Annotated in this window: 12 protein-coding genes and 1 pseudogene; 8 read left to right on the top strand and 5 right to left on the bottom strand. The window is 72.2% G+C overall.

Annotated elements, in window-relative coordinates; translation table 11 throughout:
- Positions 1–101 precede the first annotated feature (101 nt).
- Positions 102–1,004 carry a ScbA/BarX family gamma-butyrolactone biosynthesis protein gene (locus OG462_RS29870; RefSeq protein ID WP_406062303.1) on the top strand — a complete coding sequence of 301 codons (903 nt, stop codon included), beginning with the start codon at positions 102–104 and terminating at the stop codon, positions 1,002–1,004.
- Here OG462_RS29870 and OG462_RS29865 read toward each other — a convergent pair.
- Positions 979–3,231, bottom strand: coding sequence for a HelD family protein (locus OG462_RS29865; protein WP_406062301.1), 2,253 nt, complete (start codon positions 3,229–3,231; stop codon positions 979–981). The two genes, OG462_RS29870 and OG462_RS29865, sit on opposite strands and share 26 nt — an antisense overlap.
- Positions 3,232–3,577: 346 nt before the next feature.
- Here OG462_RS29865 and thrS point away from each other — a divergent pair, with 346 nt between their 5' ends.
- Positions 3,578–4,810, top strand: coding sequence for a threonine--tRNA ligase (thrS, locus tag OG462_RS29860; RefSeq protein WP_406062300.1), 1,233 nt, complete (start codon positions 3,578–3,580; stop codon positions 4,808–4,810).
- Between the two features lie 63 nt (positions 4,811–4,873).
- Here the strand turns inward: thrS and OG462_RS29855 are convergent, their stop codons facing one another.
- Genes OG462_RS29855 through OG462_RS29845 form a run of 3 tightly spaced genes read right to left on the bottom strand, consistent with a single transcriptional unit; the run spans position 4,874 to position 6,225 of the window.
- Positions 4,874–5,212, bottom strand: a complete 339-nt coding sequence (locus OG462_RS29855; protein WP_406062298.1) for a thioredoxin family protein — start codon at positions 5,210–5,212, stop codon at positions 4,874–4,876.
- Complete coding sequence (locus tag OG462_RS29850; protein WP_406062297.1) at positions 5,209–5,658, bottom strand: MerR family transcriptional regulator; 450 nt, start codon at positions 5,656–5,658, stop codon at positions 5,209–5,211. The genes OG462_RS29855 and OG462_RS29850 overlap by 4 nt, the downstream gene beginning before the upstream one ends.
- Before the next feature lie 42 nt (positions 5,659–5,700).
- Entirely contained in the window at positions 5,701–6,225 is a 525-nt protein-coding gene (locus OG462_RS29845) for an Lrp/AsnC family transcriptional regulator (protein WP_406062295.1), read from the bottom strand.
- A gap of 64 nt (positions 6,226–6,289) precedes the next feature.
- Here OG462_RS29845 and OG462_RS29840 point away from each other — a divergent pair, with 64 nt between their 5' ends.
- The 4 genes and pseudogenes from OG462_RS29840 to OG462_RS29825 all read left to right on the top strand — a co-directional run bounded on the left by OG462_RS29840 (position 6,290) and on the right by OG462_RS29825 (position 10,635).
- On the top strand, positions 6,290–7,195 hold the full coding sequence (locus tag OG462_RS29840) for an NAD-dependent epimerase/dehydratase family protein (RefSeq protein WP_406062293.1): 906 nt from the start codon (positions 6,290–6,292) through the stop codon (positions 7,193–7,195).
- Positions 7,196–7,206: 11 nt separating this feature from the next.
- Positions 7,207–8,076, top strand: a complete 870-nt coding sequence (locus OG462_RS29835) for an aldo/keto reductase (RefSeq protein ID WP_406066777.1) — start codon at positions 7,207–7,209, stop codon at positions 8,074–8,076.
- A gap of 148 nt (positions 8,077–8,224) precedes the next feature.
- Complete coding sequence (locus OG462_RS29830) at positions 8,225–9,682, top strand: glycoside hydrolase family 16 protein (protein ID WP_406062291.1); 1,458 nt, start codon at positions 8,225–8,227, stop codon at positions 9,680–9,682.
- A gap of 14 nt (positions 9,683–9,696) precedes the next feature.
- A pseudogene (locus tag OG462_RS29825) lies at positions 9,697–10,635 on the top strand (DUF1996 domain-containing protein).
- 253 nt (positions 10,636–10,888) lie between these two features.
- Here the strand turns inward: OG462_RS29825 and OG462_RS29820 are convergent.
- Complete coding sequence (locus OG462_RS29820; RefSeq protein ID WP_406062290.1) at positions 10,889–12,298, bottom strand: cation:dicarboxylate symporter family transporter; 1,410 nt, start codon at positions 12,296–12,298, stop codon at positions 10,889–10,891.
- A 129-nt stretch (positions 12,299–12,427) separates the two neighbouring features.
- Between OG462_RS29820 and OG462_RS29815 the strand changes: the two genes are divergently transcribed.
- Together OG462_RS29815 and OG462_RS29810 are read left to right on the top strand one after the other, a co-directional pair.
- A complete protein-coding gene (locus OG462_RS29815; RefSeq protein ID WP_406062288.1) occupies positions 12,428–14,152 on the top strand; it encodes an ATP-binding protein in 1,725 nt (574 codons plus the stop codon).
- Positions 14,149–14,844 (top strand): response regulator, encoded by a 696-nt coding sequence (locus OG462_RS29810; RefSeq protein ID WP_406062286.1) that lies wholly within the window; start codon positions 14,149–14,151, stop codon positions 14,842–14,844. The genes OG462_RS29815 and OG462_RS29810 overlap by 4 nt, the downstream gene beginning before the upstream one ends.
- Positions 14,845–14,985: the final 141 nt, after the last annotated feature.

Raw genomic sequence — 14,985 nt, 5'->3', positions numbered from 1 at the left:
GACGTTCGTTCAGTTGATCGTTCACCTGTTCGGGCATCCCGCTCGGTGTTCGGCTATCTTCGCTCTCCGGATCAGGCCAACAGGTCCAGATGGGCGGGGACATGATGCAGGACACCGTCGAGCGACACCTGTCGCCGCAGCTCTGCCATCGCATGCGCAGCGAGGACACCTTTCCCGTCGAGTGGCGACCGCTCGACGGGAAGGACCGCTTCGCGGTGCGGGCCGTCTGGCCCACCGACCACCCGTTCTTCACCCCGGTCCGCCGGGGTGCGGGGTGGTGTCACGACCCGCTCCTGGTCGTCGAGACCTTACGGCAGGCCACGATGGCCCTCCTGCACACGGCTCACGGGGTTCCGCTGACCCGGCACATGCTGTTGAGCGAGATCTCCCTGACCGGCGACCCGACGGGCCTCACGGTCGTCGGCGACGAGCCGGACATCGAGGTCCGGTTCACCGAACGCCTCCTGCGCGGCGATCAGTTGACCGAGATGCGCGTCGAGTGGACCGTACGGCGTGCGGAACGCGTGGTGGCGACCGGCGGCGCCCACGCACGGTTCGCCGGTCCCGCCGCCTACCGGAGACTGCGCGGCGGGCGCGTCGAGCCCGGGGTGGTCCACCCCGGACCGTGGACCCACCGGGCGCCGGCGCCGCTCGTGGGGCGGTCCGGGCCCGAGGACGTCCTCCTCGGCCCGACCGGCCGGGAGGGGGTCTGGGAACTGGTCGTCGACACCGGTCACCCCACCCTCTTCCAGCGCCCCAACGATCACATACCGGGGATGCTCTTCCTCGAAGCCGCCCGGCAGGCCGCCTCCGCCGCCCTCTGGCCCCTCCCCTGCCTGCCGACCGCCCTGCGGATCACCTTCCACCGGTACGCCGAGTTCGACGGCGGCCCCTGCCTGCTCCGGGCTGAGCCCGCGAGCACGGCAGGGACACCGAGGGCCTTCGAGGTCACCGGATACCAGGACGGCGCGCGGCTCTTCAGCTGCGAGCTGCGGACCGGATGATCCCGAGCCGCTGGGTCGCCCGGGTCAGCGCCACGTACAGGTCGTTCGTCCCGTGCGCGGCACCGGCCACGATGCCCTCCGGGTCGACGACCAGGACCGTGTCGAACTCCAGGCCCTTCGCCTGCCGGGGGTCGAGCAGCACCACCGGCCGGGTGAGGTCGGGGGCCTGACCGTACGCGGCCTCCGGCAGGGCCGCGATCAGGCCCGGGTGCAGCTCCGGCGGGGCGATCACGGCGATCCTGCCGTCGGCGCGCAGCTCGGTCGCGACCGCGTCGGCGGCCTCCTTCACCGGGTCGTCGACCGTCCGGTCCCAGGGCTCCACGCCGGTGGACCGTACCGAGCTCGGCGGCTCGAATCCCGGGTCGTCGGCCCGTCGCACCTCGGCCGCGACGGCCATGATCTCCGCGGGCGTACGGTAGTTGACGCCGAGGCGCACCAGCTCCCAGCGGTCCTCCACGTACGGGGCGAGGATCCGCTCCCAGGCGCCGACGCCGGCCGGGTCGCCGGTCTGGGCGGGGTCGCCGACCAGGGTCATCGACCGGTTGGGGCTGCGGCGCATGAGGAGCCGCCAGGCCATCGCGGAGAGCTCCTGCGCCTCGTCGACGATGATGTGCCCGAAGGCCCAGGAGCGGTCGGCGGCCGCGCGCTCGGCGGCCGTGCGGTGGTCGGCCTCCTCGTGCCGCTCGGCGAAGCGCTCGGCGTCGATGATGTCGTGGGCCGAGAGGACCTCGGAGGCGTCCTTGTCGTACTCCTCCTTGTCCTCGAACTCGTAGGTGCGTGACGCGTAGGAGACGTCGAGGACGCCCTGCGCGTACTGGATCTGCTTCTGCCGTTCGGCCTCCTCGGCTGCGCGGGCGGCCGAGTCGTCCTCGCCGAGGAGCTCGGCGGCCTCGTCGAGCAGCGGTACGTCGGCGGGAGTCCAGGCGCCGTCGTCGTGACCGTCGCGCCGGATCGCGCCGGCGTCCGCGTCGGCGAGGTGGGTGGGCTCGGCCAGGTAGTCGGCGAGGAAGTCCTGGGGGGTGAGCGCGGGCCAGAGGGTGTCGATCGCCGCGTACACCTCGGGGTTGCCGGCGATGCCCTTGGCGAGCAGCGCGATGTCGTCGGGGCCGAGGAAGTTGGGGCCGCCGTAGGGGTCGGCGCCGATCCGGTCGGCGAGCTGTTCGGCGAGCGCGTCGAGGATCCGGAAGACGAAGTAGGGGCGGGCCAGGTTGTGCGGGAGGGCCGTCTCGCGGGCCTTGTGGCGGGCCTCCAGGGCCATGTCCCAGTCGATGACCAGGTCGCCGTCCTCGTGCGGGACGATCAGCGGCTCGCCGCGCTCGGGGACCTGCTGGCGGTCCCGTACGGCCGCGGCGAGCGCCCCGGCCATGGTGGCGGAGCCCTTGACGGCGGCGGCGCGGGGGGTGTCGGTGCCGGTGGCGCGGACGCCGGGGAACAGCTCGGCGGGGGTGGCGAGGAGGACGCCGGTCTCACCGAGGGAGGGCAGGACGTTGCCGATGTAGCCGAGGAAGGCCGGGTTGGGGCCGACGATGAGGACGGCCCGCTTGGCGAGTTGCTCGCGGTGCGCGTAGAGGAGGTACGCGGCCCGGTGCAGCGCGACCGCCGTCTTGCCGGTGCCGGGGCCGCCCTCGACGACCAGGACCCCACGGTGCGGGGAGCGGATGATGCCGTCCTGCTCGGCCTGGATGGTCTGCACGATGTCGTGCATCCGGCCGGTGCGGGCGGCGTCGAGCGCGGCGAGCAGCACCTCGTCGGCGTCGCGGTTCTCGTGGCCGGTGCGGGTGGCGTCGCCGAGGTCGAGGACCTCGTCGTGGAGCGCCGTGACCGTACGGCCGAGGGTGCTGATGTGCCGGCGGCGGGAGAGCCCCATCGGCTCGTACCCGGTGGCGAGGTAGAAGGGGCGGGCGACCTCGGCGCGCCAGTCGACGACCAGCGGCGTGCGGTTCGGGTCGTCCTCGCGGATGCCGAGCCGGCCGATGTGGTGGTCGCGCCCGTCCTTGAAGACGACGCGGCCGAAACAGAGCCCGCTCTCCCCCGCGTTGAGCGCGGCGAGCAGCCCCGACTGCTCGGCGACCATGACGTCGCGCTCGAGCCGCCCCTGGTTGCTGCCGGCCCCGGGGGTACGCAGGGCCCGCTCGACGGCGGCCTCGGCCTGGTCCCTCAGATCGTCGAGTCGCGTGTACAGATCGTTGATGAATTGCTGCTCGTTCCGAAATTCCTCGGTTGACAATTCGACTCCCGGCGCGATACAGTGCGTTTATTGAACTTCTCTGTGTCCGTGATGTTTCCGGACACGGAATCCATCAATATATGTGATGCGATACCCCGACTGTCAATTCTAGTCGGGGTATTTCTGTGTGCCCTGGTGACCGCATGCGCCGGTGCGGAATTGACGTGCGCCCCGCGCCGCCCCCTTGCTACCGTCACCCGCATGAAGCGCGCCGCCATGAAGACGACGACGCCGGAGAGTGTCCCGGCGCGCTGACTGCTGACCAGTTCCAGTGACGAAGCCCCGGGGCGAGTGCCCCGGGGCTTCGTCCTGCGGTCACTCGCCCGCCGACCGCGAGGAGACCACCGTGCACGACCACCGCAAGCTCGGCCGCGAGCTGAACCTCTTCGACACCGACCCGCTGATCGGCTCCGGACTGCCGTACTGGCTGCCCGACGGCGCCGTCGTACGGCACGCCCTGGAGGAGTACATCCACGGTGCCGAGCGCCGGGCCGGCTACCGGCACGTGTACTCGCCGGTCCTCGGAAAGCGCGAGCTGTACGAGATCTCCGGGCACTGGGCGCACTACAGCGACGACATGTTCCCGCCCATGGAGCTCGGCGGCGAGCAGTTCGTCCTGCGGCCCAGCCTCTGCCCCCACCACGCGCTCATGTACCGCTCCCGCCCGCACAGCTACCGCGAACTGCCGCTGCGGATGGCCGAACTGGGCGGCATGTACCGCTCCGAACTCTCCGGCGTCCTGGGCGGGCTCACCCGGGTCCGGGCCATCCAGCTGAACGACGCGCACCTCTTCTGCACCCTGGAGCAGGTCGCCGGGGAGGCCGCGGGGGCACTGGAGATGATCCGGCGGGCGTACGAGGCGCTCGGCATCGTCCCCGTCCGGTACCGGCTCTCACTGCCCGGCCCCGGCGGGAAGTACGTCGCCGCCCCCGAGCTGTGGAAGCGGTCCACCGCCCTGCTCCGCGAGGTGCTCGACGCCTCCGGGCTGCCCTACGAGGCCGCCGAGGGCGAGGCCGCCTTCTACGGGCCGAAGATCGACGTCCAGGTCGCCGACGGTGCCGGGCGCGAGTCCACCCTGTCCACCGTGCAGATCGACTTCCACCAGCCCGAGCAGTTCGATCTGCACTACATCGGCGCGGACGGCGCCAAGCACCGGCCGGTGATGATCCACCGCAGCGTCATCGGCAGTGTGGAGCGGGCCGTCGCCCATCTCCTGGAGCAGCACGGCGGTGCCTTCCCCGCCTGGCTCGCCCCCGTCCAGCTGGTGATCCTGCCCGTCTCGGAGGCCGAGCTCCCGCACGCCGACGCGCTCGCCGCGCGGTGCGCCGAGCGCGGTCTGCGGGCCGAGGTGGCCGGCCCCGAACGCGGCACCCTCGGCGCCCGGATCCGGGCGGCCCGGCTCGTGCCGTACCAGGCGGTCGTGGGTGCCAGGGAGGCCGTCGACGACCTCGTCGCCCTGCGGCTGCGCGACGGCCGCCGGCTGGACGCCGGGCCGGCCGACGCGGTCCTCGGCCGGATCGAGGCCCTGGTCGGGGCTCACGGCACCGAGCTCTGGCCCGCGGCCGCGAGCCCGGCCTGATCGGCAAGGCACCCCCTGGGCCCGCGCCCCTTGCCGGTACGGCCGTCGGGCCGGCACAGCCGGCTAGGCCAGGACGTCCTCCAGCTCCTGCAGGAGGCGGCGCTTCGGGCGGGCGCCGACGATCGACTTCACGGGCTCGCCCGCCCGGAAGACCATGAGGGTCGGGGTCGCGAGGACTCCGTACTTCACCGTGGTCTCCGGGTTCCGGTCGACGTCGATCTCCACGATCCGGAGCCGCTCCGACTCCTCCGCGGCGATCGAGGCGAGCACCGGCGTCAGCTGCCGGCACGGCCCGCACCACACCGCGGTGAACTTCACCAGGACCGGCAGCTCGGCGGCCAGCACCTCCGTACCGAAGTCCGCGTCCGTGACCTCGGCCACATCCTGCGCGTACGTCTTCATCTCCGTCGTCCCTCCGTCGTTCCCGCTGCTTCCGTGTCCCATTCCGCACCGAGTTCCGCACCGAGCTCGCACCGGGGCTCCGGGCCGTGCGGCAGCTCCGCCTCGGCCCGCAGCAGCTGGGCGCCCACCTCGGCGCGTACCGCCTGGAGCTGTGCGATCAGCCCGTCCAGCTCGGCGACCTTCCGCCGGTAGACGGCGATCGACGCGGGACAGGCGTCCCCCGCCGGGTGTCCGGCGCGCAGGCAGTCGACGAACGGCCGCGTCTCCTCCAGCTCGAACCCGAAGTCCTGCAGGGTCCTGATCTGCTGGAGGAGCCGCAGGTCGTCCTCGTCGTACGTGCGATAGCCCTGCTCCGTGCGCCGGGCGGTCAGGAGCCCCCGGGACTCGTAGTACCGCAGAGTCCGTGTCGTGGTTCCGGCCCGCTCGGCCAGCTCTCCGATGCGCATGTCCCCGACCGTAAGCCTTGACGCCGACGTCAGGGCAAGGGATCAGGCGGGTGCGGGCGGCAGCAGCGGTTTCCGATCCACCGGGGAGGAGAGCACGATCGAGGTCGTGGTCCGGCCGAGCGCCGAGGTCTGCTCCAGGACGTCTTCGAGGTGGATGGTGTCGGTGACGGCGACCTTGAGGATCCAGCAGTCCTCGCCGACCACGTGGTGGACCTCCAGGATCTCGGGGCGCGCGATCAGCTCCAGGGTCCGCGGATGCTTCAGGGTGTAGCCGCCGTGCGGGTTCACCCGGATGAAGGCCTGGATGCCGTAGCCGAGGCGGGCCGGGGAGACATGGGCGCCGTAACCGGTGACCGCGCCGCTCGCCTCCAGGCGGCGGACCCGCTCGGTGACGGCCGCGGGGCTGAGCCGGACGCGGCGGCCGAGCTCGCTGAGCTTGATGCGGCCGTCGCTCTGGAGGAGGTCCAGGATCTGCCGGTCGACGGCGTCGAAAGCGGCCGCCGAGGTTTCGTCGGTGGCCGACCGTGAATGCCGTGGTTCCTTCGGTACGACTGCCTGGACTCCCATGTTTCCCCCTTCAGAAGGCGAACGATCAACGTAACACTTGTCCTGTGAGACAAGGGAGTTGGGAATGAAGGACGTTCTGGTCATCGGCGGGAACCGCTATTTCGGAAAGCGGCTCATCGCCCTGCTGCGGGAATCCGGGCACAGGGTCACGATCCTCAATCGGGGTTCTTCCGGTGCCCCTGAGGGAATCGAGCATCTCGTCGCCGACCGCGACGACGAGGCCGCACTGGAATCCGTTCTGGCGGGCCGTTCCTTCGATGTCGTCGTGGACCAGGTCTGCTACACCCCGCGCCAGGCGGAGATCGCCCGACGCGTCTTCGCGACGCGCACCCGGCGCTATGTGATGACGTCGACGGTGGAGGTGTACGAGTACGAGGACTCGGCCGTACCCGTCGCCGAGGACGTCCTGGACCTGGGCGCGGTCACCGTCGACACCGGCGCGGCCTGGGACGACCCGGAGTTCCGCGAGGCGCACTACGGGGAGGGGAAGCGGCAGGCCGAGGCGGTCTTCGCAGCCGCGGGTTCGCCGTTCGCGTGGACGTCGGTGCGGGTGGCCCATGTGCTGGGCGGCGCCGACGACTTCACCGGGCGGCTCGACCACTACGCACGGCGCATCCGTGCGGCCGAGCCGATCGCGGTACCGGTGGTGAACCGTCCGGCGACCTATGTGTACGTGGAAGAGATCGCCGCGTTTCTCGCCTGGGCGGTCGAGGCGGAGTTCGGCGGTCCGGTGAACGCCCATTCCCACGGGCCGCTGACCACGGCCGAGATCTGCGCGGAGATCGAGAAGCGGGTCGGCGGCCGGACGGTCTTCCAGGAGGTGGAGGTCGGCGAGATATCGCCCTTCTCCTTCGCCCGCTCGTACGGGATGGACAACTCCCGTGCGGTCGGCCTGGGTTATTCCTTCTCGCATTCCTCCGCATGGCTCACGAACGCCGTGGCCGAGACCGTCGGCGAGGTGACGGAGTGACGCGCTTCCGGATGCTGGGGGACGTACGGGTCGGGGCGGTCGGGCTGGGCACGATGCCGCTCTCCATCGAGGGCCGGCCGGACGAGGCACGGGCCGTGGCCACCGTGCACGCGGCCCTCGACGCGGGGGTGACCCTGCTCGACACGGCCGACTCCTACCACCCGCCCAGCGGCGTGCCCGGTGAGGGCGAACTGCTCGTGGCCAGGGCCCTGGCCTCGTACGGGGGCCGCCTGGACGACGTGCTCGTGGCGACGAAGGGCGGGCGGGGCCGTACGGCGGACGGCGGCTGGACGGTGGACGGGCGGCCGGAGCATCTGCGGCGCGCGGCGGAGGCGTCGGCGCGACGGCTCGGATCCGCGCCGATCGGCCTGTACCAGCTGCACAAGCCGGACCCGTCCGTGCCGTACGCCGAATCCCTGGGCGCGATGAGGGAGTTGCTGGACGCGGGCACGGTGAGGCTCGCCGGGATCTCCAATGTGGACACGGCGCAGATCCTGCTCGCCCGCGAGATCCTGGGCGACCGGCTGGTCTCCGTGCAGAACCGCTACTCGCCGGCGGTCCGCACGAGCGAGGCGGAGCTACGGCTCTGCGCCGAGCTCGGCCTCGCCTTCCTGCCGTGGAGTCCGCTGGGCGGGATCTCGCGCAGCTCCCTGGACGGGTCCTCCGCCCAGGAGGAGGACCCTGAGTTCGGGGGCTTCCACCGGGTGGCGCGGGCGCGGGGGGTCAGCCCGCAGCAGGTGGCGCTCGCCTGGCTGCTCGCACGGTCGGAGACGGTGCTTCCGATCCCCGGGGCGAGCCGTCCGGAGACGGCGCGGGACTCGGCGGCGGCCGCCGAACTCCTGCTCTCTCCGGAGGAGTTGTCCCGACTGGTCGTTCAGTAACCGAAGGCACCGGACCCATTGACGGGGCCGGTGTCTCCAACTACAAAAGCTTTCTGAGAGCGCTCTGAGAGCGCTCTCAGACTGCGCACACCCCGCGCGTCATCCCCCGGAGGTGTTCCCCTTGCATTCCCCGAGCCGCGCCAGACGCATGCCCCGCACCCCCCTGCTCGCCTCACTCCTCGCCGGCGTCCTCACCGCCGGCGCCCTCATCGGCCTGGGCGGAGCGGGCAGCGCCAACGGCGCCGTCCCGCCCGCCCCCGGCTGGTCGCTCCAGTGGAGCGACGACTTCAACGGCCCCGACCGCGCCCTGCCGAACGGCGCCGACTGGCAGATCGACACCGGCCACGCCTACCCCGGCGGGCCCGGCAACTGGGGCACCGGAGAGATCCAGAACTACACCGCGAGCCCCGACAACCTGCGCCTCGACGGCACCGGCAACCTACGGATCACCCCGCTCCGGGACGGCGCCGGAAACTGGACCTCCGGCCGTATCGAGACCCGGCGCGCCGACTTCAAGGCGCCTGCCGGCGGCACCCTGCGCATCGAGGGCCGCATCCAGATGCCGAACGTCACCGGTGACGCGGCCCTCGGCTACTGGCCCGCTTTCTGGGCGCTCGGCTCGCCCTACCGGGGCAACTACTGGAACTGGCCCGGCATCGGCGAGTTCGACATCATGGAGAACGTCAACGGCATCAACTCCGTCTGGGGCGTGCTCCACTGCGGAGTCAACCCGGGCGGTCCGTGCGGTGAGACGACGGGCATCGGCGCCAACCGAGCCTGCCCCGGCGCGAGCTGCCAGTCGGCGTTCCACACGTACCGCTTCGAGTGGGACCGCTCGACCTCCCCGAACGAACTGCGCTGGTACGTGGACGACCAGCTCTTCCACAGCGTGAACGAGGCCAGGGTCGGCGCCCAGACCTGGGCCGACATGACCAGCCACGCCGGGTACTTCCTGCTGCTCAACGTGGCCATGGGCGGGGCCTTCCCCGACGCCCTCGCCGGGCGGACCCCGACCGCCGCGACCGCGCCGGGGCGGCCGATGCTCGTCGACTACGTGGCGGTGTGGACGAAGGGCGGCGGCTCGACGACGCCCCCGACCACCCCGCCCACGACGCCGCCGACCACTCCCCCGCCGGCCGGCTCCTCGCAGCTGTACCTGCGGACGGGCGGCGGCGCCGGGGACGCGGCCACGGCGTCGACGGTGTCGCTGGCCTCGGCGGGCGGCGCCAACCACGACGGCACCCCGGCCAACCCGCAGGTCTTCACCTCGGGGCCGATCACCCGGACGCACAACGGCGGCTCGACCCAGTTCGACCTGTTCGTGGACGCGGGCACCGTCGTCGCCAACGGTCAGCAGGTGCGGGTCAGTTACGACCGCACCGGCGACGGGAGCTGGGAGCGGACGGAGACGTACCAGTACTTCGCGACCGATCCCGCACCGGGCTACGAGCACTACACCCAGGCACGCGGTCTGAAGTCGGCCACGGGAAGCCACGGCGACCTGGTGAACGGCAGGGTCCGCGTCGAGGTGTGGAACGCGATCGGGAACGGGCCCAGCACGCTCGGCATCGGCAACCAGTCCGTCGTCCGCATCCCCTTCGGCTGAGCGGGGGCGGCGAGATGAACCTGATCCGCAGGCTGCTGGCGGGCGCGGGCGCCGTCGTGGTCCTGGCCACCGCCGGGTGCACGACCGCCCGGACGGACCACTCGGCCCATTCGAACCACGCAGCCCACCAGTACACGTACACGAAGGCCCAGCAGGCGGCGATCGTCGCCCAGGCCGCGGCCCCGGTGCGCGGCTCGGAGTTCCGCGCGGACTGCTTCTCCAGCCACCGCCGGGGCGACGACCCGATCATCTTCCCCGGACAGGCGGGCCGCTCGCACATCCACGAGTTCTACGGGAACAGGACGGCGAACGCCTCCTCGACGCTCCAGTCGCTGGCGGCCGGAACCACCAACTGCACCCCGCAGACGGATCTTTCCTCCTACTGGACCCCTACCCTCTACCAGAACGGCGTGCCCGTCGCCCCGGAGCGCGTCACCGTCTAATACCAGGGCATCACCGACCACACCCGCGCCGTCGCGCACCCGCGCGGACTGCGCTACGTCGTCGGCAACGCGCTGGCCGCCGGACCCGAGCAGAACCCGGCCGCGCGCTGGTCCTGCGTGGGCCGGCCGGAGTCCGGCCGGGACTTCATGAACTGCCCGCAGGGCACCAGGCTGGAGAACTACCTGGACTTCCCGACCTGCTGGGACGGGAAGAACCTGGACAGCCCCAACCACCGCGACCACATGGCGTACGCGGCGGGGCCGAGCTGCCCGGCCAGTCACCCTGTCCCGGTGCCGCGCCTGGAACTGCTGATCACCTGGCCGGTGAACGGCGGAGGGCTGAGCCTGGCGGGCACCCGCAACGGGACGAACGTGACCGACGCGCCCGGCTACACCTTCCACGGCGACTTCTTCAACGCCTGGGACGAGGGCGAGCTGGGGCGCCGGGTCGCCGACTGCATCAACGCGGGCTACGTCTGCGGCACGGACGGACACCCGATCCAGCAGTAACGGGTCACGGTACGGAGAACACGAGAGGGACGGTCCCGGCCGCGGCGGCGGTCGGGACCGTCCCTCTCCCGAGGCCCGGATCCGGCTCAAGGCCCGGGACTCGGGGTTCGGGGGTCGGGGCCCGGGGGTCGGTGACCCAGGGGCCCGGGGGGGGCGGTGGCCCAGGGGCCCGGGGGTCGGTGACCCAGGGGCCCGGAACGCCTGGGGCTCCGGAAGGGCGAATTTCCAGGGGCCCCGGAGGCGCGGGGGTTCGTCAGACGCCCGCGCGGGCCTTCTCCTCGCCCTCCTCGGACCGCTGGTCCGGGACCGGGGCCGGGGCGTGGTCGTCGACCAGGGTCTTCTCGTCGAAGGGCACCCGCCCCGCGAGGACCTCGGTGACCCGCTCCTTGTCGATCTCCTTCGTCCACGTGCCGACGAGCACCGTGGCGACGGCGTTGCCCGCGAAGTTGGTGAGGGCGCGCGCCTCGCTCATGAAGCGGTCGATGCCGACGATCAGGCCCACTCCGTCGACCAGCTCGGGCCGGTGCGACTGGAGTCCGCCCGCGAGGGTGGCGAGACCGGCGCCGGTGACGCCCGCCGCCCCCTTCGAGGCGATGATCATGAAGACGAGGAGCGAGATCTGCTCACCGACGGAGAGCGGGTCGCCCATCGCCTCGGCGACGAAGAGCGAGGCCATCGTGAGGTAGATCGCGGTGCCGTCGAGGTTGAAGGAGTAGCCGGTCGGCACGGTGATGCCGACGACCGGCTTGCTGACGCCCAGGTGCTCCATCTTCGCGATGAGGCGGGGCAGCGCGGACTCCGAGGAGGACGTGGAGAGGATCAGCAGGAACTCGCGGCCCAGGTACTTCAGGAGCGTCCAGATGTTGATCCCCGCGACCAGCCTGAGGAGCGTCCCGAGCACGACGAACACGAAGATCGCGCAGGTCAGATAGAAGCCGATCATGATGACGGCGAGGGACTTGAGGGCGTCGACGCCGGTCGCGCCGACGACGGCCGCGATCGCGCCGAACGCGCCGACCGGGGCGGCCCACATGATCATGCCGAGGATGCGGAAGACGAGCCGCTGGATGTGCCCGATCCCGCGCAGAACCGGTTCGCCCGCCGCGCCCATGGCCTGGAGCGCGAAGCCGGCGAGCAGCGCGACGAGGAGGGTCTGGAGGACCTCGCCCTCGGTGAAGGCGGAGACGATCGTCGTGGGGATGATCCCGAGCAGGAAGTCCGGCGTGGACTCGCTCGCACCCTCGGCCTGCTTGGCGCCGGCCTCGGCCAGCTCCTTGGTGAGGTGCAGCCCGGAGCCGGGCTCCAGGATGTTGCCGACGACGAGGCCGATCGCGAGTGCGACGGTCGACATGAGGAGGAAGTAGCCGAGGGCGAGGCCGCCGACGGCGCCGACCTTCGCGGCCTTCCGGACCGATCCGACGCCGAGCACGATCGTGCAGAAGATGATCGGCGAGATCATCATCTTGATCAGATTGACGAAGCCGGTGCCCAGCGGCTTCAGCTCGACGGCGACTCCGGGCGCCAGGAATCCGACCGTGATGCCGAGCAGTACGGCTCCGATGACGGCCAGATAGAGATAGTGCGTACGGTCCCGTCGTGCTGCCACGGGGTCCTCCTCGTGCTGATGGGTGCCCACGTCCCGGTGGACTCCGCGAGCATCCATCAGCCTGTGACCGAGGTCACGGTTACGTACGTTTCGTTCACGACCGGCCCGTACGCACCTGGGCGGCGGGAGGGAACGATTCGGGAACGCAACGCCTCGGCGCACCTTCCCACGTGCACACTTACCCGCATGCGTTTCCCCCTCCCCCACCCCCGCAGCCTGGCCGGCCAGCTCTTCGCGATGCAGGTCGTGCTCGTGGCCGTCGTCGTGGCGGGGTGCGCGGTCTTCGCGTACGTCACGGACCTGACGCAGGCCGAGGAGACCGCGCGGCGCCAGGCCACCGCGACCGCGGCAGCCGTGGCCGACTCCCCGTCCGTGGTCGCCGCGGCCCGCTCCGCCGACCCGACGGCGGAGCTCCAGCCGTACGCCGAGGCGCTGCGCGAGCACGCGGGCGTGGCCTTCGTGGTGATCATGGCGCCGGACGGCACCCGCTGGACCCACCCCGAGCCGGAGCAGATCGGCCGCACGTACCTCGGTCACATCGAGGAGGCGGCGGCCGGCCGGACCTACTCCGAGACCCACCTGGGCGTGCTCGGCCCCTCCGTACGGACGGTGGCGCCGGTCTTCGACGGCGGCCGGGTCGTCGCCCTGGTCAGCGCGGGCATCACGATCGACAAGATCAGCGAGCAGGTACGGGAGCAGGTCGTCGCGCTGCTCGGCATGGCGGGGGCGGCGCTCGCGCTCGGCGGGGCGGGGACGTACGTGGTCAACGCGCGACTGCGCCGCCACACGCACGGCATGAACGCGACGGAGCTGAGCCGGATGCACGACTACCACGAGGCCGCGCTGCACGCGGTCCGCGAAGGGCTCGTGATGCTCGACGGACGGCGACGGATCGCCCTCATCAACGACGGTGCGCGGGAGCTCCTCGGCCTGGACGAAGGGGTCGTCGGCCGTCCGGCGGCCGAGCTCGGACTGCCCGCGACGCTGACGGGCGCGCTGCTCTCCTCGGAGCCACGCGTCGACGAGACGCATCTGACTGCCGACCGGGTCCTCGTGGTCAACACCCGGCCGGTGGTGGGCGGGGAGCGGCGCGGCACGGTCGCCACGCTCCGGGACCGTACGGAACTCCAGGCGTTGTCCGGCGAGTTGGACTCGGAGCGGGGGTTCACGGAGGCGCTCCGCTCGCAGGCCCACGAGGCGGCGAACCGGCTGCACACGGTCGTCTCGCTCATCGAACTGGGGCGGGTGGCCGAGGCCGTGGAGTTCGCGACGGCGGAGCTGGAGCTGGCCCAGGCGCTCACCGACCGGGTCGTGGACGCCGTCGGGGAGCCGGTGCTCGCGGCGCTGCTGCTCGGCAAGGCGGCGCAGGCGAACGAACGGGGTGTGGAGCTGGTCCTGACCGAGGACAGCCGCATCGACGACGGCCTGGTACCCGCGACCCTGCCGTCCCGGGACCTGGTGACGATCCTCGGCAACCTCATCGACAACGCGGTGGAGGCGGCGGGCGGCACCCCGCACGCGCGCGTGACGGTCACGGTCGCCGCCCGCACGGGCGACGGCGAGCTGCTGCTCCGGGTCGGCGACAGCGGCCCCGGCGTCCGTCCGGCCGACCGGGACGCGGTCCTGGGCCGAGGCTGGACCACCCGGGGCCCGGGCCGAGGCCTGGGCCTGGCCCTGGTGGGCCAGGCGGTCTCACGCGCCGCGGGCACGCTGGACGTCACGGACGCGGAGGAGGGCGGCGCGGAGTTCACGGTACGGCTGCCGCTTCCGGCCCGACTGCCGGCGGCGCCGCCGCTGCCGAGGGAGGGCGAGTCCGCCGCGGGACCGGGGGCCGAAGGCACGACGGAGGCCACCCCGCCGGACCACGACGTACCGAGCCGGGACTCGGGTGCTTCGGAGGTGATCTCGTGAGTGCGCTGCCCCTGCGGGTGCTCGTCGTCGAGGACGATCCCGTCGCCGCCGACGCCCACGCCCTCTACGCCGGGCGGGTCGACGGGTTCACGGTCGTCGGCGTCGCCCACTCCCGCGCCGCCGCCGTGCGCGTGCTCGAACGGACGCCCGTCGACCTCATCCTGCTCGACCTCTACCTGCCCGACGGCCACGGCCTCCAGCTGCTGCGTGCCCTGCGCGCCGCCGGGCACTCCGCCGACGTCATCGCGGTGACCTCCGCCCGCGACCTGGCCATCGTCCGCGAGGGCGTCTCGCTCGGTGTCGTCCAGTACGTCCTCAAGCCCTTCGCCTTCGCGACCCTGCGGGACCGCCTCGCCCGGTACGCCGAGTTCCGGGCGACCGCCGGCGAGGCCTCCGGGCAGGACGAGGTCGACCGCGCGCTCGCCACCCTTCGCGCCCCGCACCCCACCAACCTCCCCAAGGGCCTGAGCGCGCCCACCCTGGAGTCCGTCACCCGTACCCTCCGGTCCACCCCGGCCGGGCTCACCGCCGCCGAGGCCGGCACGGCGGTGGGGATCTCCCGGATCACCGCGCGCCGCTACCTGGAGCACCTGGTGACCGAGGGCCGGGCCGTACGCGCCCCGCAGTACGGTCAGATCGGGCGGCCGGAACTCCAGTACCGCTGGATCGACGGCCCGGCACGGGGCCGGTGACCGGCCCCCCGGCGACCGCCCCGCAGCCATTGATCATTTCCGAAGGCCACCACGCCCGGTCACTGATCGTTTCCAAGGTGACCACGCCCGGTTACTGATCGGTTCCCACGTTCCTACGACTCCCCACCTTGGGTGAACGCA

The organism is Streptomyces sp. NBC_01077 (genome assembly GCF_045162855.1).
Lineage (GTDB): Bacteria > Actinomycetota > Actinomycetes > Streptomycetales > Streptomycetaceae > Streptomyces.
This window is presented reverse-complemented; position numbering and strand designations above follow the sequence as displayed.